At 74.1% G+C, this 15,786-nt stretch carries 17 protein-coding genes; 14 read left to right on the forward strand and 3 right to left on the reverse strand.

The window, feature by feature from the left end; all coding sequences use genetic code 11:
- Positions 1-32 precede the first annotated feature (32 nt).
- The 9 genes from ACFT2C_RS15560 to pcaC all read left to right on the forward strand — a co-directional run bounded on the left by ACFT2C_RS15560 (position 33) and on the right by pcaC (position 7,795).
- Positions 33-1,259 carry a thiolase family protein gene (locus tag ACFT2C_RS15560; RefSeq protein ID WP_377207968.1) on the forward strand — a complete coding sequence of 409 codons (1,227 nt, stop codon included), beginning with the start codon at positions 33-35 and terminating at the stop codon, positions 1,257-1,259.
- Complete coding sequence (locus ACFT2C_RS15565) at positions 1,256-1,954, forward strand: 3-oxoacid CoA-transferase subunit A (RefSeq protein WP_377207969.1); 699 nt, start codon at positions 1,256-1,258, stop codon at positions 1,952-1,954. The genes ACFT2C_RS15560 and ACFT2C_RS15565 overlap by 4 nt, the downstream gene beginning before the upstream one ends.
- The gene (locus tag ACFT2C_RS15570) at positions 1,951-2,628 is read left to right on the forward strand and encodes a 3-oxoacid CoA-transferase subunit B (RefSeq protein ID WP_377207970.1); all 678 of its coding nucleotides are present in this window, start codon (positions 1,951-1,953) and stop codon (positions 2,626-2,628) included. Before ACFT2C_RS15565 ends, ACFT2C_RS15570 begins: the two co-directional genes overlap by 4 nt.
- 2 nt (positions 2,629-2,630) lie before the next feature.
- The gene (locus ACFT2C_RS15575) at positions 2,631-3,839 is read left to right on the forward strand and encodes a 4-hydroxybenzoate 3-monooxygenase (protein WP_377207971.1); all 1,209 of its coding nucleotides are present in this window, start codon (positions 2,631-2,633) and stop codon (positions 3,837-3,839) included.
- Positions 3,840-3,880: 41 nt separating this feature from the next.
- The gene (gene pcaH / locus ACFT2C_RS15580; RefSeq protein ID WP_377207972.1) at positions 3,881-4,708 is read left to right on the forward strand and encodes a protocatechuate 3,4-dioxygenase subunit beta; all 828 of its coding nucleotides are present in this window, start codon (positions 3,881-3,883) and stop codon (positions 4,706-4,708) included.
- A complete protein-coding gene (gene pcaG / locus ACFT2C_RS15585) occupies positions 4,701-5,357 on the forward strand; it encodes a protocatechuate 3,4-dioxygenase subunit alpha (protein WP_377207973.1) in 657 nt (218 codons plus the stop codon). Before pcaH ends, pcaG begins: the two co-directional genes overlap by 8 nt.
- On the forward strand, positions 5,350-6,552 hold the full coding sequence (locus tag ACFT2C_RS15590) for a lyase family protein (protein ID WP_377207974.1): 1,203 nt from the start codon (positions 5,350-5,352) through the stop codon (positions 6,550-6,552). The genes pcaG and ACFT2C_RS15590 overlap by 8 nt, the downstream gene beginning before the upstream one ends.
- Positions 6,549-7,370 carry an alpha/beta fold hydrolase gene (locus ACFT2C_RS15595; RefSeq protein ID WP_377207975.1) on the forward strand — a complete coding sequence of 274 codons (822 nt, stop codon included), beginning with the start codon at positions 6,549-6,551 and terminating at the stop codon, positions 7,368-7,370. Before ACFT2C_RS15590 ends, ACFT2C_RS15595 begins: the two co-directional genes overlap by 4 nt.
- Positions 7,371-7,441: 71 nt before the next feature.
- On the forward strand, positions 7,442-7,795 hold the full coding sequence (gene pcaC, locus ACFT2C_RS15600; protein ID WP_377207997.1) for a 4-carboxymuconolactone decarboxylase: 354 nt from the start codon (positions 7,442-7,444) through the stop codon (positions 7,793-7,795).
- A gap of 78 nt (positions 7,796-7,873) precedes the next feature.
- Here pcaC and ACFT2C_RS15605 read toward each other — a convergent pair whose 3' ends face one another.
- Entirely contained in the window at positions 7,874-8,695 is an 822-nt protein-coding gene (locus tag ACFT2C_RS15605) for an MHYT domain-containing protein (protein WP_377207976.1), read from the reverse strand.
- Positions 8,696-8,976: 281 nt separating this feature from the next.
- Here ACFT2C_RS15605 and ACFT2C_RS15610 point away from each other — a divergent pair, with 281 nt between their 5' ends.
- The 5 genes from ACFT2C_RS15610 (at position 8,977) to ACFT2C_RS15630 (ending at position 14,577) form a co-directional block, all read left to right on the forward strand.
- The gene (locus ACFT2C_RS15610; RefSeq protein ID WP_377207977.1) at positions 8,977-9,954 is read left to right on the forward strand and encodes a siderophore-interacting protein; all 978 of its coding nucleotides are present in this window, start codon (positions 8,977-8,979) and stop codon (positions 9,952-9,954) included.
- A 122-nt stretch (positions 9,955-10,076) separates the two neighbouring features.
- Complete coding sequence (locus ACFT2C_RS15615) at positions 10,077-12,074, forward strand: substrate-binding domain-containing protein (RefSeq protein ID WP_377207978.1); 1,998 nt, start codon at positions 10,077-10,079, stop codon at positions 12,072-12,074.
- Position 12,075: 1 nt separating this feature from the next.
- Positions 12,076-13,560, forward strand: coding sequence for an extracellular solute-binding protein (locus tag ACFT2C_RS15620; protein WP_377207979.1), 1,485 nt, complete (start codon positions 12,076-12,078; stop codon positions 13,558-13,560).
- A 112-nt stretch (positions 13,561-13,672) separates the two neighbouring features.
- Complete coding sequence (locus tag ACFT2C_RS15625) at positions 13,673-14,047, forward strand: ArsR/SmtB family transcription factor (RefSeq protein WP_377207980.1); 375 nt, start codon at positions 13,673-13,675, stop codon at positions 14,045-14,047.
- The gene (locus ACFT2C_RS15630; protein ID WP_377207981.1) at positions 14,044-14,577 is read left to right on the forward strand and encodes an SRPBCC domain-containing protein; all 534 of its coding nucleotides are present in this window, start codon (positions 14,044-14,046) and stop codon (positions 14,575-14,577) included. Before ACFT2C_RS15625 ends, ACFT2C_RS15630 begins: the two co-directional genes overlap by 4 nt.
- A gap of 3 nt (positions 14,578-14,580) precedes the next feature.
- Here the strand turns inward: ACFT2C_RS15630 and ACFT2C_RS15635 are convergent, their stop codons facing one another.
- Both ACFT2C_RS15635 and ACFT2C_RS15640 read right to left on the reverse strand, forming a co-directional pair.
- Complete coding sequence (locus ACFT2C_RS15635) at positions 14,581-15,159, reverse strand: YbaK/EbsC family protein (protein ID WP_377207982.1); 579 nt, start codon at positions 15,157-15,159, stop codon at positions 14,581-14,583.
- An 11-nt stretch (positions 15,160-15,170) separates the two neighbouring features.
- Positions 15,171-15,707 (reverse strand): YbhB/YbcL family Raf kinase inhibitor-like protein, encoded by a 537-nt coding sequence (locus tag ACFT2C_RS15640; protein WP_377207983.1) that lies wholly within the window; start codon positions 15,705-15,707, stop codon positions 15,171-15,173.
- Between the last annotated feature and the right edge of the window lie 79 nt (positions 15,708-15,786).

Genomic DNA, 15,786 nt, shown 5'->3' on the forward strand with positions numbered 1-15,786 from the left:
CGGGAAACGACGACAGGTAGGGGAGTGATCTGATGCGAGGGGCCTTTGTCTTCGACGCCGTCCGGACGCCGTTCGGACGGTACGGCGGCGCGCTCGCCCACGTCCGGCCGGACGACCTGGCCGCGTTCGTGGTCGGCGAGCAGGTGCGGCGCGCGCCAGGGCTGGATCCCGCCGTCGTCGACGACGTGATCCTCGGCAACGCCAACGGCGCGGGGGAGGACAACCGGGACGTGGCGCGCATGGCCGTGCTGCTCGCGGGTCTACCGGTCACGGTGCCGGGTGTCACGGTGAACCGGCTGTGCGGGTCGTCGCTGGAGGCCGCGGTGCAGGCGGCCCGGGCGGTCGAAACCGGCGACGCCGACGTCGTCCTGGCGGGTGGCGTGGAGTCGATGAGCCGCGCGCCGTGGGTGCTGCCCAAGACCGAGCGGCCGTTCCCGGCGGGCGACCTGAACCTGTCCTCGACCACCCTCGGCTGGCGGCTGGTCAACCCGCGGATGCGGCCGGACTGGACGGTCTCGCTCGGGGAGGCGACCGAGCGGCTGCGCGAGCGGCACGGGATCACGCGGGAGCGGCAGGACGAGTACGCGCTGCGCAGCCACACGCTGGCCCATGCCGCGTGGGAAGCCGGGCACTACGACGACCTGGTGACCCCGTACCCCGTGACCGGCTCGGAGAGCGGGCTGACCCGCGACGAGCCGATCCGTCCCGGCACCTCGCTGGAGCGGCTGGCGGCCCTGACGCCGTCGTTCCGGCCGGCGAGCGACGGCCCCGAGGGCGGCACCGTCACGGCGGGCAGCTCCTCACCGCTGACGGACGGCGCCTCGGCGGCGCTGATCGGGTCCGAGCGGGCCGTCGCGCTGACGGGCCTCGAACCTCTGGCCCGCATCGCAGGCCGGGCGGCCGTGGCGAACGAGCCGCAGTACTTCGGGTACGCGCCGGTCGAGGCCGTCACGCGTGCCCTGGAGCGCTCGGGGATCACCTGGGACGACGTCGCCGCGGTGGAGATCAACGAGGCGTTCGCCGCACAGACCCTCGCCTGCACCGACGCCTGGGGTGTCGACATGGACATCGTCAACGCGTGGGGCGGCGCGATCGCCGTCGGGCACCCGCTCGGGGCGTCGGGGACCCGCGTGCTGGGGACGCTCGCCCGGCGCCTGGTCGCCGACGGCGCCCGCTGGGGTGTCGCGACCATCTGCATCGGCGTCGGACAGGGCATGGCCGTGGTGCTGGAGAACGTGACCAACGGGAGACCCGCATGAGCGCGCCACGGTTCGCGTCGAGCGCCCTCGACGCGCTCGGGGAGGTCGCCGACGGCGCGACGGTGATGATCGGCGGGTTCGGGCCGGCCGGGCAGCCGACGGACCTCGTGGAGGCCCTGCTGGATCAGGGCGCCTCGGACCTGGTGGTGGTGAGCAACAACGCGGGTAACGGGGACGACCCGCTCGCGCGGCTGATCCAGCGGGGGCGGGTGGCCAAGATGGTGTGCTCCTTTCCACGTCAGGTGGACTCGTGGCACTTCGACGCCGCCTACCGGTCTGGAGACGTCGAGCTGGAGCTGGTGCCGCAGGGCAACCTGGCCGAGCGGATCCGGGCGGCCGGCGCCGGGATCGGCGCGTTCTTCACACCGACCGGCTTCGGCACGCCGCTCGCCGAGGGCAAGGAGCACCGCCGGATCGACGGTGTCGACCACGTGCTCGAGTACCCGATCCACGCGGACGTCGCCCTGGTGCGGGCCGACCGGGCCGACGGCGTCGGCAACCTCGTGTACCGCAAGACCGCGCGCAACTTCGGCCCGATCATGACGGCCGCCGCACGGCGCGCCGTCGTGCAGGTGCGGGAAGTCGTCCCGACCGGGGCCCTCGACCCCGAGGCCGTGGTCACACCCGGTATCTACGTGGACGCCGTCGTCCAGATCTCGGGACGCGCCACGATCGCGACGGAGGAGCCCGCATGACCACTACCGATACCGCAGCACGCCGTGCACCGCTGACCAAGGCCCAGATCGCCGCCCGGGTCGCGCATGACATCCCTGACGGGTCGTACGTCAACCTAGGCATCGGGCTGCCGACGCTCGTCGCGGACCACCTGGCCACCGGCCGCGGGATCACGCTGCACACCGAGAACGGCATGCTCGGCATGGGCCCGTCCCCGGAGCCGGACGCCGTGGACCCCGACCTCGTCAACGCGGGCAAGATCCCGGTGACCGAGCTGCCCGGCGCGTCCTACTTCCACCAGGCCGACTCGTTCGCCATGATGCGCGGCGGCCACATCGACGTCTGCGTGCTGGGCGCGTTCCAGGTCTCGACCTCGGGCGACCTGGCGAACTGGTCCACGGGAGCGCCCGACGCCGTTCCCGCCGTCGGCGGGGCCATGGATCTCGCGATCGGTGCCCGGCGCACCGTGGTGATGATGACGCTGCTGACCAAGGACGGCGCACCGAAGCTCGTGGAGCACTGCACGCTGCCGCTGACCGGCGTCGGCTGCGTGTCCCGGATCTACACGGACCTCGCCGTCATCGACGTAGGAGTCGACGGCGCACGCGTCGTCGACGTCTTCGGCAGGACCCACGGCGAGCTCGAGGAGACGCTCGGCCTGACGCTCGGCTCGACTCTCGGGAGGACTCGTTGACCGTGGAACACACGCCCGTCGCGATAGTCGGCGGCGGCCCGGCCGGGCTGCTGCTCTCGCACCTGCTGCACCGGTCCGGGATCGACCACGTGGTGCTGGAGGCCCGCTCGCGCCACGAGATCGAGCACACGCACCGCGCCGGGATCCTGGAGGCGAGCTCGGTGCAGACCCTCGTCGAGTCCGGCCTGGACCGGGTGCTGCGCGACGGCGACCGGCACGACGGGATCGTCCTGCGGTTCGACGGCGAGGACCACCACATCGACCTGACCGGGCTCACCGGACGCAGCGTGTGGCTCTACCCGCAGACCGCCGTCTTCGTCGACCTGGCCACCCGGCGCGAGGCCGACGGCGGCGACATCCGCTGGGAAGCCACGGTCACGCAGGTGCTCGACCGGGACACCGACCGGCCCGGCGTGCTCTGGACCGACCCCCAGGGAGCGACCCACGAGCTGCGCTGCGACGTGCTCGTCGGCGCCGACGGCTCCCACTCGACCCTGCGGCACACCCTGCCCGAGGCGCAGCGCCGCACCTTCGTCCACGAGTACCCCTACGCCTGGTTCGGCGTCATCGTCGAGGCACCACGCAGCGCGCCCGAGCTCGTCTACACCGCCTCCGAGCACGGGTTCGCGCTGATCAGCCAGCGCACCGAGACCCACCAGCGCATGTACTTCCAGTGCGACCCGGCCGAGGACCCGACCGGCTGGAGCGAGGACCAGATCTGGGCCGAGCTACAGCGGAGGGTCGCCGGGCCCGATGGATTCCGGCTTGTCGAGGGGCCCGTCGAGGAGCGGTCGGTGCTGCGCTTCCGCTCGTCCGTCGTGGAGCCCGTACGGCACGGCCGCATGCTCCTGGCCGGCGACGCCGCCCACACCGTCCCGCCCACCGGAGCCAAGGGCCTCAACCTGGCGCTCGCGGACGTGGTCGTGCTGCACGACGTGCTGGAGACCTGGCTCGCCAAGCGGGACGACACCGTGCTCGACGAGTACGGGCGCAGGGTGTCCGAACGGGTGTGGCGCGCCCAGCACTTCTCCGCGTGGATGAGCGGCATGCTGCACTCCCACCCCGGCGAGACGGGTTTCGCGGCCCGACGCCGGGTCGCCGAGCTGCGCACCCTCACCTCCTCGGAGGCCGGCCGCCGCTACCTCGCTGAGGGCTACACCGGCTGGGGGCCCGTGCTCGGGAAGCCGGCGCTCGCGGGTCTCCTCTCGTGAGCGCGGGCAGGAACGACGATGACGTCGAGAGGGAGATGACGATGGATGACGCAGCAGCGGACACAGCCGGCACGGCTCCGGACACCGCACTCGATACGGCCGCCGACTCGCAGGCGCAGCTCAGCGCCGAGATCGAGGCCGGGCACTGGGCGTACGAGAAGGGTCTGCAGGAGGGCGCGCCGCAGGAGCACGGCCCGCGGCGCAACTGGGCCCCGTACCGCAGCTCGCTCCTTCGGCACCCGACCAAGGACCTGCACCACGCCGACCCGGAGACGATCGAGCTGTTCGCCCCCGTCTTCGGCGAGCGCGACATCGGGGCGCTGGAGGCGGACCTGACGGTCCAGCGCAACGGTTCGCCGATCGGCGAGCGGATAGTGGTGCGCGGCCGGGTGGTCGACGGGCAGGGCCGACCGGTGCGGCGTCAGCTCGTCGAGGTCTGGCAGGCCAACGCGGCGGGGCGGTACATCCACAAGCGCGACCAGCACCCGGCACCGATCGACCCGAACTTCACCGGGATCGGGCGGATGCTGACCGACGACGACGGCTGGTACCAGTTCCAGACCATCAAGCCGGGTCCCTACCCGTGGAAGAACCACTTCAACGCCTGGCGCCCGGCGCACATCCACTTCTCCCTGTTCGGGCGGGAGATCACGCAGCGCATCGTCACCCAGATGTACTTCCCGGGCGACCCCCTGTTCCCGCTGGACCCGATCTACCAGTCGATCCAGGATCCGCGGGCCCGCGAACGGCTGGTGGCGGCCTACGACCACGACGTCTCGCGGCACGAGTGGGCCACCGGGTACCGGTGGGACATCGTGCTGACCGGGTCGCATCGCACCTGGACCGAGCCGGAGGACGGCGATGAGTGAACCAGCCACGAACGATCTGCTTCCGCCGACGCCGGGGCAGACCGTCGGGCCGTTCTTCGGCTACGCGCTGCCGTATGCGCGCGGCAACGAGCTGGTCGAGGCGGGGACGCCGGGCGCCGTCCGCCTGCACGGGACCGTGTACGACGGCGCGGGTGCCCCGGTGCCCGACGCGCTGATCGAGATCTGGCAGGCCGACCCCGCGGGCGCGGTCGTACACCGGAGCGGGTCGGTCCTGCGGGACGGCACGTTCACCGGCTGGGGCCGCGCCGAGACCGATCGCGAGGGCGGGTACTGGTTCCGCACGCTGAGCCCTGGTGCGACCGAGCCGGGCCGGGCGCCGTTCTTCGCCGTGACGGTCTTCGCCCGCGGGCTGCAGGACCGGCTGTTCACCCGCGCCTACCTGCCGGACGCCACGACCGACGACGTCGTCGCGCTCATCCCGGGCCCGCTGGAGAACGACCCGCTGCTCGCCTCGCTCGAACCCGAGCGGCGCGCGACGCTGGTCACGGCGCGCGAGCCCGACGGCTCGCTGCGCTACGGCGTCGATTGCTCGCTGCGCTTCGATATCCGACTCCACGGGGAGGGAGAGACGGTGTTCCTCACCTACGACGAGGGGCCGGCAGCCGGAAAGGACGGCGTCGGTGCCTGACGTCGGCCTGCTGTGGCCGGGGGCGGCGGGCGACGACGTCACCGACGACGTCGCCGTCCTGCGAGCGCTGCTCGCGGCCGAGGTGGCGTGGGTCCGTGCCCAGGCCGCCGTCGGGCTGGTGCCCGGCGCGGCCGCGGACGCCGTCGAGGCCGCGGCCACGGAGCTCGGCGGTGCGACCGCCGAGGGGCTCGCGCGCGAGGTCGCCGCCGAGTCCGCCGGCGGCGGCAACCCCGTGATCCCGCTGCTGGCCCGGCTGCGAGCCGCTGTCCCCGAGCACACCACGACGATCCACACGGGCCTGACCAGCCAGGACGTGCTCGACACCGCGCTGGTCCTGGTGCTGCGCGACGCCGCTCACGCCGCAGTCCGCGATCTCGGTCGGGCGTGCACGGCGGCAGCCCGACTGGCGCGCACCCATCGCGACGCCCCGGCACTGGGGCGAACGCTCGGCCAGGCCGCCGTCCCCACCACGCTCGGCGCCCGGTTCGCGGGCTGGCTCGGCGGCCTGCGCGCGGCCCGCCAGCACCTCGGCGACGTCGCCGAGGTGCTCCCGCTCGCCTTCGGCGGAGCGGCCGGCGAGCTGTCCGGCGTCGCCCGGCTCACCGACGACCCGTACGCGCTCGTCGACGCCTGGGGCGGCGAGCTCGGCCTGCCCGTCCCGCCCGGCCCGTGGCACACCACGCGCACGCCCATGACCCGTGCTGCCGCCGCGCTCGCCGAGACCTGCGCCGCGTTCGGGCACGTCGCGGGCGACGTCCTCCAGGGCGTCCGCCCCGAGGTGGGCGAGCTGCGCGAACCGGCGGCTCCCGGCCGGGGGACGTCGTCGGCCATGCCGCACAAGCGCAACCCCGTTCTCTCCGTGCTGCTGCGCCGGTCGGCGATCGCGGCGCCGCACCTGGCCGCGACCGTGCAGAGCGCGGCGGGCCTCGCCGCCGACGAGCGGTCCGACGGCGCGTGGCACGCCGAGTGGCCCGCCCTGCAGCAGCTCGCCCGGCACGCCGTCGTCACGGCTCGCCTCGGTGCCGAGCTGCTCGAAGGGCTCGAGGTCGACACCTCGGCGGCCGCGCGGAACCTGCACGCCGCACTGCCTGACGCCCGGGGCGTCGGGATGGCGCCCGCCGTCGTCGACCGGGTGCTGGCGCAGCTCGCTGCTCAGGACTCCGCCACTGATGAGTCCAGCCTGGAGGAATCATGACCGCCGCCCCCGCACTCGGTGCCAGCGCCTACGCGCTCACGGACAGGTCCCGGCCGCTGCTCGTGCTCGGGCCGTCGCTCGGCACCGGCGTCACAGCGCTGTGGCAGGACGTCGTGCCGCTGCTGGCCGGCGACCTCGACGTCGTCGGGTGGGACCTGCCGGGGCACGGCTCGGCGCCCGCACCCGACGCCGCCGACCTCGCCGGGCTGACGGTCGCGGATCTTGCGCGCTCGGTGCTCGACGTCGTCGACCGGGCCCAGGCCGAGCGCGGCGACGAGGGCGCCCCGTTCTGGTACGCGGGCGTGTCCGTGGGCGGCGCCGTCGGGCTGCAGCTCCTGCTCGACGCGCCCGAACGCCTGCGCGGTGCGGCCCTGATCTGCACCGCGGCCTCGTTCGGAGAACCCGGACCATGGCTGGAGCGGGCGCGGCTGGTCGAAGCCGCCGGCACGCCCACACAGGTGGTCGGCTCGACGCAGCGCTGGTTCGGTCCCGGGTTCGTCGAGCGCGAGCCCGAGGTGGTGCTGCGGCTGCTCGCCGGCCTGCAGACGGCCGACCGGATCGGCTACGGCGCCGTGTGCCGGGCGCTGGCGACGTACGACCTGCGGTCTCGGCTCTCCGCGACCCCGGTGCCCGTCCTCACGATCGCGGGCGAGCACGACGTCCCCGCGCCACCCGCCGCCCTCGAGGAGATCGCCCGAGGCGTCGGCGCCGTCCGCACGGAGGTGCTCGGCGGCGTCGCGCACCTCGCCCCGGCCGAGGCTCCCGTCCGCGTGGCCGAGCTCGTGCGCGAGCTCGTGACCGTGGGGGCGGTCCGGTGACCGGCGGCCCCGGGGTCGAGGCCGGGCCCGAGCCGGAGCCCGAGCGCCTGCCCGAAGGCACTGGCGACGGGATGCGCGTGCGGCGCGAGGTGCTCGGCGACGCGCACGTCGACCGGGCGACAGCGGGCACCACGGAGTTCACCGCCGAGTTCCAGGACCTCATCACCCGGTACGCGTGGGGCGAGATCTGGACCCGTCCGGGCCTGGACCGGCGCAGCCGCTCCATGATCACGCTCACGGCTCTGGTCGCGGGCGGGCACTGGGGCGAGCTCGCGATACACGTGCGGGCCGCGCTGCGCAACGGGCTGACCGTCGACGAGCTGCGCGAGGTGCTGCTGCAGACCGCGATCTACTGCTCGGTGCCGAGCGCCAACCACGCGTTCGCCGTCGCGCAGGACGTGCTGCGCGAGGAGGGACTGCTCTGAGCGGCCCGGGCCCGTCGGCGCGGGCCGTCCGCCGCGGACTCGTCCTGGTGTGCCGGCGGGCCGCAACCGCGTGATCGGTCAGCGGAGCTGCGACCGACGGCGGGGGTCGGCGGCGTCGCGCCGGATCTGCTCCTGCCGGCCCTGCCAGCCCTTGAACTTCTCCTGGGCCTCCAGCTCCGCGGCGCTCGGCGCCAGCCCGATCACCAGGAGCAGCAGGATGGTGCTGATGGTGACGCCGATGATCAGCGGGCCGAGCAGCGCGCCGACGGACACGCCGGCGTCGGGCACGACGACGGCGCCGGTGACGACCTCGGCGCGCATGGCCGACATGCCCGTGTAGTGCATGCCGGAGACGGCGAGGCCCATGATGAGCGTCGCGGCGGTGCCGGCGGCGAAGTTCTGCACCTTCGCGGAGAGCCAGAGGCCCGCGGTCGCCGCGACGATGCCGACGAGCACCGACATGACGACGGTGACGGGGTCGTATGTGATCGCGACGCCGACGTGCAGGGCACGCATGCCGAGGTAGTGCATGGCGGCGATGCCCAGGCCGGTGACGATGCCGCCCGCCAGCAGCGCGAAGGCCCCGACGCCGGCCGTGCGGACGATGAACAGGCCGAGCCACACGACGGCGATGGCGAGCAGGCCGCTGGCGATCGTCAGCAGGACGTCGAACCGGGTCTCGGTGCCGCGGACGTGGAAGCCGAGCATCGCGACGAAGTGCATCACCCAGATGCCGGTGCCGCCGATGGAGACGGCACCCAGGCCCAGCCAGGCGGTGCTCGCCAGGCCGTGGGTGACGCGCGCGCGGGCCGTGCAGGTCAGGCCGACGGCGCACCCGGCGCACGAGAGCAGGAACGAGAGGATGGGCGTGACCCAGCCCAGCGCGAAGTGGTCGATCATGGTGAGGCTCTCCAGGGAGTGCGTACAGGAAGCAGATGGCGCGCGCCGGTCGGTAGGCCTGGCGTGGGATCGCTCCCAGGCCAGGGCCGGACCGGGGCAGGGTCCGTGCACAGTAAATAGCCCGGATACAGCAAGTTGCACCCTTTGCTCGGGTGAACTTGCCGGACGAGCGGGTGATCTTCGATGTTCGCGACGTCCGTGCCGGCGCCCGCCGGATGTGATCCGTCTCGCGCCTGCGAACCGTTGCGAAGGGGTGGCGAAGTTAGGTTAGGCTCACCGTCGTGACCACCAAGACCGAGGGGCTCGAAGCCAAGCCCTCGCGCATGTTCGACGTCGAGGTAGCGCGCGTGACGCGCCTGTGCCCGTCCTTCGTCCGGTTCACCTTCCGCGGCCCGGACCTCGACAAGTTCGCGGACAACGGCCGCGACCAGCGGATCAAGCTCCTCCTCCCGTCGCCCCGCGGCGGCTGGGACGCCCTGCGCCGCGACGACCCCGACTGGTACGCGGCCTGGCGCTCGCTGCCGGACGACGAGCGCAACCCGATGCGCACCTACACGGTCCGCACGGTCCGCCAGGACATGCGGGAGGTCGACGTCGACGTCGTGATGCACGGTGACACCGGCCCGGCGTCGCGCTGGGCGCTGAGCGCCGCCGCGGGGGACCCGCTGGTCATCATGGGCCCCAACGCCGAGTACGACGGCATCCACGGCGGTGTCGAGTTCGCCCCGCCGGCGTCCAGCCACGCGCTGCTGCTGGCCGGCGACGAGACCGCCGTGCCCGCCATCGCCGCGATCTGCGAGTCGCTGCCCGACGACGCGGTGGGCGAGGTCTACCTCGAGGTGCCCCACCCCGAGGACGGCTGGGAGCTCGGCGCCCCCGCGGGCGTGCGCGTGCACTGGCTGGCCCGCGACGGTCGGGAGCACGGCGACGTGCTGGTCCCGGCCGTGCGGACGGCGGCGGACCGGCTGCTCGCGATGGGCGTGCGGCCGTCGTCGGACACCTCGCCCGCCCTCACCGCCGCCGGGGTGGACCTGTCGGGCGAGCCGCACGACGTCGACGTCGACGCCGAGATCCTCTGGGAGGTGCCCATCGACGAGTCGGGCCGGCCACTGGCGCAGGACACCGTGCTGTACGCGTGGCTCGCGGGCGAGGCGGGCGTCATCAAGGCGCTGCGCCGCTACCTCGTGAACGAGTGCCAGGTCGACCGCAAGTCCGTGGCGTTCATGGGCTACTGGCGCAAGGGGCGCGCCGAGAGCTGACCTTCTCGCTGGAGCTCCGACTCTCGTCCGGCTTCTCCCGGTACGTCGGGCCGATATCGCGCTGACCCGCAAAACCCGAGGTCAATGTGGTAAATATCGGACCCTGACGTTCGGGAGGACGGATGGGTGCGACGGGGCAGCCTGGAGAGAAGGCCGAGCGCAGGGACGGTGGTTCCCGGCCGTGGTGGGGGGATCACCGGACGACGGTGTTCGCGGTGTTCGGCACGGTGGCCGGGATCTGCACCGCGGCGATGGGTGTCGTCGACCGCGGGACGTCGATAGTGCTCCTGGTGGTCTCGATCGGCCTGTTCCTGGCGGGGCTGGCGGGTCTCGTCCGGGTGCGGACCTACGCGCGCTGGCTCGCCGCGGCGTGGAGGTGGGCGCGGGGCCACCGGATAGTCGTCGCCGCGGTGACCGTGGCGCTGCTGGCCGGCTCGGCGAGCGCGGCGGTGGCGCTGCAGTCCGCCCGGTCCTGCGAGGACCCGACCGAGGTGGCGGTCATGGTTCCCGAGGACGGTGCCGCGGGCTTCTCGGCCGCCGCCGACGACTTCGAGCGGGACTCGACCACGCCGTTCTCCTGCCCCCGCTACCACGTGACGACGTTCGGCGTGGGCTGGCCCGCGCTCCGCGGGGCGTTCGCGTCCGGCTGGGGCGCCGCGCCGGGCGAGGCCGGCGCGACGTCCCTGGACCTCGGCCCCCGGCCGGACGTGTGGATCGCGGAGTCGGGGGCGCAGGTGGACATCGTGGCCCCCGGTGGGCAGGGCCAGGGCTTCGAGGTCTCCGACGGCCGGACGCTCGTGGCGGGCTCGCCGCTGGTGCTGGCGGTGCCGGAGCCGCACGCGGAGGCCCTGCGCGCGACGACGGAGCCGGGCGACACGGTCCAGGAGCTGATGGCGGCCGCCGCGGCATCGGGCCTCGACGTCGTGCGGGCCAACCCGGACGCGTCCTTCGCCGCCGCGCTGCACACGGTCAGCCTCTACGCGGACTCCGACGCCGCGGCGCTGGAGGCGCTGGAGCTCGACCTGGGGCACGCGCTCGAGCAGGCGGGCCTGCCGGTCGGGACGGACGGCGCGCTGCTGTGCCGCCTGGACGAGCTGTCCCGGACGGAGCCGCCGCGGGTGGCCGTGCTGACCACCGAGCGGGCGATCGGCGGCCGGGGCGCGGCCTGCCCGGCGTCGGGCGCCGGCGAGAGCGACGCCGCCCTGGTCCCGTTCTACCCGGGCGCGGGTCTCGGCCTCGACTACGCGGCGGTCCGGCTGAGCTGGGCCGACGCCGGGCCGGCCGGACGCCGGGCCGATGCGGCGTCGGCGTTCGTCGAGTGGCTCCGGACGAACGAGGGGCAGGCCGCCCTCGGCCGGGAGGTGGGCGCGCGGGGCCTGGACGGGCGGCCGCCCGCGGACGCGGACGGGCCGCTGCCGGGGCTGCAGGACGCGCCGGTGATCGAGCCGGGCGCGAGCCTCGTGGCGTACACGCGGGTCGTGTCGACCGAGCAGCAGTACCGCAAGGCGCGCCGCCCGGCGCGGGTCCTGGTCATGGTGGACGCGTCGGCCTCCATGGGCAGGCCGGCGGACGGCGACCGGAAGCGCATCGACGTCGCGGAACGAGGGGTCCTCGGGGCGCTCGGGCACTTGAGCGGCTCCGACGAGGTGGGCGTCTGGTCGTTCTCCGGCGCGGCCGCGTCCAGCCCGCACCGGGTGCTGGACGTGACCGGGAGCGAGGTGGCGCGGAGCGACGCGCCGGAGCGCCTGGGCACCCTGCGGCCCGACGGCCACACGCCCCTGTACGACGCGGTCGCGGACGGGACGTCGTACCTGGTCGGCCTGGACCCGGAAGGCGCGTCCCGCCGGCACCTGACGGCGCTGGTCGTGCTGACCGACGGCGAGAACCTCCCGGGCGACGGGCCCGGGGCCGAGGTGACGGCGTCCGACCTGGTCGAGTCCGCCCGCGCCCAGGAGGCCTCAGGCGTCCGGGTCTACGTCGTGGCGGTCGGGGAGGCGTCGTGCCAGGTGAGCGACCTGCAGCAGATCGCGGCGGAGTGGGACGGCGAGTGCTGGGACAGCTCCTTCGGCGAGCTGGAGAGCACGCTGGGCAGCCTGTTCGGGCAGCTGGGGGGTCGGTGACGTGACGGCTGGTGCGGGCGGGGGGACGGCGGGCGGCAGCGCGCACGGCGGGATCACCCGCCGGGGCCTCATCGTGGGCGGCGTGGCGGGGCTGCTGGCGGGTGCCGGGCTCCCGCTGGGCCTCGAGCGGCTGTTCGGCGGCGCGGCCGACCTGGAGCGGTTCGCGACGGGGGACCAGCTCACGATCCTCAGCGGGCGTGACGAGACCGACGGCGGGCAGCGCCGTCTGCTCGTGGACCTGTGGAACCGGGTGCACGAGACGCACCCCGCGCGGATCGTGGAGGTCTCCAGCAACGCCGACCGCGCCTACAGCACCATGCTGTCGGCCGCGCAGGCCGGCGAGCCGGGCTACGACGTCTACAACCTCGACATCCCGTGGGTGCCGCAGTTCGCGCAGAGCGGCTACCTCAGGCCGTTCGACGGCGCGACGGGCGACGGGTTCCTGAGCGAGCCGTGGGCGGCCGGCACCTGGGACGGTGTGGTGTACGCGCTGCCGTTCAACTCCGACGTCGGCCTGCTGTACTGCAACCTCGACCTGATCGCCGAGTACTACGAGGGGCACGTCCCCGCGACCGACCCGATCCCGCTGCGCGAGGGCTGGGCCGGCGTGGACACGTTCGCGCACGAGGTCCTCGCCAAGGTCGGCGGCGAACGCGCCGGCCTGGGCCGGCCGCCCGTGGACACGGCGATCGCCCTGCAGCTCGCCGACTACGAGGGGTTCACGGTCAACCTCTGGGAGATCCTGCTGGGTGCGGGATCCGTGTCGGTCGACGCCGGGGGGCGGCCGGTCTTCGAGGACGTCGACCGGATCGGGGCGACCGTCGAGAGCCTGGCCGAGCGGCTGCGTGCGACGTCGGACGGCCCGAGCGGCACGGCGGCGTCGCTCGCGTTCGACGAGCAGGGCTCGCTCGCCGCGTTCGCCGCGGGGCACGCGGTGTTCCTGCGGCACTGGCCGCGGGCGCTGCGCGTGCTGCGGGGCGAGGACGCGGCGCCGTTCCGGGTCGGGTTCATGCCGGTGCCCGGCGGGGGCGTGCTGGGCGGGCAGAGCCTCGCCGTCGCGGCGGCCTCGCGGTACCCGGTCGCGGCCCGGCGCCTCGTCGAGTTCCTCACGGACGAGCGCAGCCACCAGGTGATCTTCGAGCGCGGCGGCTTCGCCGCGAGCCGGGAGGCGCCGTACCGCGACCCCGAGGCGCCGTGGGCCCTGGAGCCGACGACGGACGGGCTCGCCGCGTCGCTCGCGGACTACGCGACCGGGAAGGGCGTCGAGGGCACCAACGACCCGCTGCGCAAGGCCAACGACGCGCTGCGGCAGGCGCTGGACGGGGCGTCGCCCCGCCCGCGCCTGCAGCATTACGTGGAGCTCAGCGAGGAGTTCCGCCGGTACGTCCGGACGGTCCTGTCCCCGGATGACGCCGCGCGGTTCGACGGCGCGGAGCTCGCCGAGCGCATGGACGCGGCGATGGACGGCAAGGTCACGCGCGGCTGACGCCGTGCGCTGCCGGTCGCGGTGTCTCGCCGGGCTGCCCGCCAGGTATTGACGGTCGTGCCGCGGCCTGCTGTACTTAACACATCGCGCAATTAACAGGAAGGTTAAATGAATGCCTGGCACCGCTTCCGACGTCGACACGCTCAGCGTCACCTTCGCGGCGCTCGCCGACCCGACCCGGCGCGCCATGCTGGCGCGCCTGCGGCAGGGGGAGACGACGGTGACGCAGCTCGCCGAGCCGTTCGCGATGAGCCTGCCCGCGGTGTCCCGGCACCTGAAGGTGCTGGAGCGGGCCGGGCTCGTGAGCAAGGGGCGGGACGCGCAGTGGCGCCCGTGCCGGCTCGACGCCGCGCCCCTGCGCGAGGTCGACGAGTGGGTGAAGGGGTACCGGGCCTTCTTCGAGGAGCGGTACGACCGGCTGGCGGCCCAGCTCGCCGAGTCCACCACTGCGAGCACGACCACCACCGACACGACGGAGGAACCATGACCAGCGAGCCCACCACCCAGTCCAGCACCCGGCCCGGCGCGGAGTCCGCCACCGGGCCGGCCGCCGGCCGCGGGTTCACGATGACCCGCGTCCTGCCCGCGCCGCGCGACGCCGTCTGGGCGGCCTGGACCGAGCCCGAGAAGCTGCGCTGGTTCGCCGGCGTCGAGCCGGGTGTCGACTTCGAGCCGAGCGTCGACCTGCGGGTCGGCGGCGCCTGGCGCGTCCACCTGTACCAGCCCGACGGCGTCGACTACTTCACCGGCGGCATCTACCAGGAGATCGTGCCGGACGAGCGCCTCGTGTTCGCGTGGGGCGCCGTCGGCGGCTGGCCCGAGCTCGACCCGTCCCGGGTCGACGAGGTGCCCGTGGTCACCATCGAGCTGGCCGACGGCGCGGACGGCACGGTCATGACCACGAGCTTCGGCTTCGTCGACACGATGCCCGACGCCGACGTGGCGAAGTGGTTCGCCCTCGGGATCCGCGCGGGCTGGAGCGACACGATCGACCGCCTGGCACCGGCGCTCGCCTGATCCTCAGCGCTCGATGCCCAGGTCCTCGATCACCTCGACGCCCGACATCGTGCACAGGAGGGGGCCTGGCATGAGGAGCTTGGAGCGCCGGACGCCGGAGCCCATCAGCGCCGTCGTGCTCTCCTGCGTGAACCGGGAGTCGACCAGCACGCGGTAGCTCTCGGGCAGCCCGACGGGCGTGATGCCGCCGTACTCCATGCCGGAGTCGGCGACGGCGCGGTCCATGGGCAGGAACGACGCCTTGCGCACGTCGAGCAGCTTGCGCACCCGCTTGTTGACGTCGGCGAACGTGCTCGCCGGGACGACGCACGCCGCGACGCGCTCGTCCTCGCCCCGCTTGCCGGCCACGAGCACGCAGTTGGCCGACGCCTCCGGCGGCAGGTCGTGCAGCTCGTTGAGGGTGGCCGTCTCGGCGTGGTCCGGGTCGATCTCGGTGACGGCGACCAGGCGGGCGACCCGGGGGTCGGCGTCGGCCCAGGCGGTCAGGGCGGCGAGCACCGGCTCCGCGAGGAGCTCCGGGTGCTCCAGCGCGGGTGCCCAGGCGAGGTCGCCCAGGGTGGGCAGGGTGGCGTTCTCGCTCATCGGCTCGTACCTCACAGGCTGTAGGTCGCCGTCAGCGTGGCGCGCCCCAGCAGGTGGAAGTAGACGTTGAACTCCACCTGCGCGTTGGTGTTGTCCGGGCCGAGGCCGAGCTCGCCGGGCTCCACGTCCAGGGCGTGCACCGCGAAGATGTACCGGTGCGGGTGGTCGCCGGGCGGCGGGCCGGCGCCCTCGAAGCCCGGGGTGCGGCCGTCGCTGTGCGTGTGGAACGCCCCGGCGGGCAGGCCCGAGCCGTCGGGCGCGCCCGCTCCCGTGTCGAGCGATGTCACATCGGCCGGGATGTCCGCGACGGTCCAGTGGTGGTAGCCCATCGGCGTCGGCGCGTCGGGGTCGTGGCAGGTCACCACGAAGGACTTGGTGCCCTCGGGGAAGCCGCTCCACGCCAGGGCGGGGGAGACGTTCTTGTCGTGGACGGCGTGCGCGTCCGGCATGCGCTCGCCGTCGGTCAGGTCGCTGCTCGTCAGCGTGAAGGAGGCGCGCGCGGGCAGCAGCGTGTACGGGTCCGGGGGATAGGGGCGCGTGAAGTCCATGGCCCCACTCTGCCGAATCGCCGGGTCGGTTGCCAGCGGCTTCGGGAGGTCGACGCGCTCGCGCACGCCGGAGGCCGGT

It is taken from the genome of Promicromonospora sp. NPDC057138 (assembly GCF_042670845.1).
Lineage (GTDB): Bacteria > Actinomycetota > Actinomycetes > Actinomycetales > Cellulomonadaceae > Promicromonospora.

Bases quoted from the DNA above. Each gene is read 5' to 3' on its own strand.
- ACFT2C_RS15560 (WP_377207968.1), top strand. From the start codon at position 33: ATGCGAGGGGCCTTTGTCTTCGACGCCGTCCGGACGCCGTTCGGACGG.
- ACFT2C_RS15565 (WP_377207969.1), top strand. From the start codon at position 1,256: ATGAGCGCGCCACGGTTCGCGTCGAGCGCCCTCGACGCGCTCGGGGAG.
- ACFT2C_RS15570 (WP_377207970.1), top strand. From the start codon at position 1,951: ATGACCACTACCGATACCGCAGCACGCCGTGCACCGCTGACCAAGGCC.
- pcaH (WP_377207972.1), top strand. From the start codon at position 3,881: ATGGATGACGCAGCAGCGGACACAGCCGGCACGGCTCCGGACACCGCA.
- pcaG (WP_377207973.1), top strand. From the start codon at position 4,701: ATGAGTGAACCAGCCACGAACGATCTGCTTCCGCCGACGCCGGGGCAG.
- ACFT2C_RS15595 (WP_377207975.1), top strand. From the start codon at position 6,549: ATGACCGCCGCCCCCGCACTCGGTGCCAGCGCCTACGCGCTCACGGAC.
- pcaC (WP_377207997.1), top strand. From the start codon at position 7,442: ATGCGCGTGCGGCGCGAGGTGCTCGGCGACGCGCACGTCGACCGGGCG.
- ACFT2C_RS15605 (WP_377207976.1), bottom strand. From the start codon at position 8,695: ATGATCGACCACTTCGCGCTGGGCTGGGTCACGCCCATCCTCTCGTTC.
- ACFT2C_RS15615 (WP_377207978.1), top strand. From the start codon at position 10,077: ATGGGTGCGACGGGGCAGCCTGGAGAGAAGGCCGAGCGCAGGGACGGT.
- ACFT2C_RS15625 (WP_377207980.1), top strand. From the start codon at position 13,673: ATGCCTGGCACCGCTTCCGACGTCGACACGCTCAGCGTCACCTTCGCG.
- ACFT2C_RS15630 (WP_377207981.1), top strand. From the start codon at position 14,044: ATGACCAGCGAGCCCACCACCCAGTCCAGCACCCGGCCCGGCGCGGAG.
- ACFT2C_RS15635 (WP_377207982.1), bottom strand. From the start codon at position 15,159: ATGAGCGAGAACGCCACCCTGCCCACCCTGGGCGACCTCGCCTGGGCA.
- ACFT2C_RS15640 (WP_377207983.1), bottom strand. From the start codon at position 15,707: ATGGACTTCACGCGCCCCTATCCCCCGGACCCGTACACGCTGCTGCCC.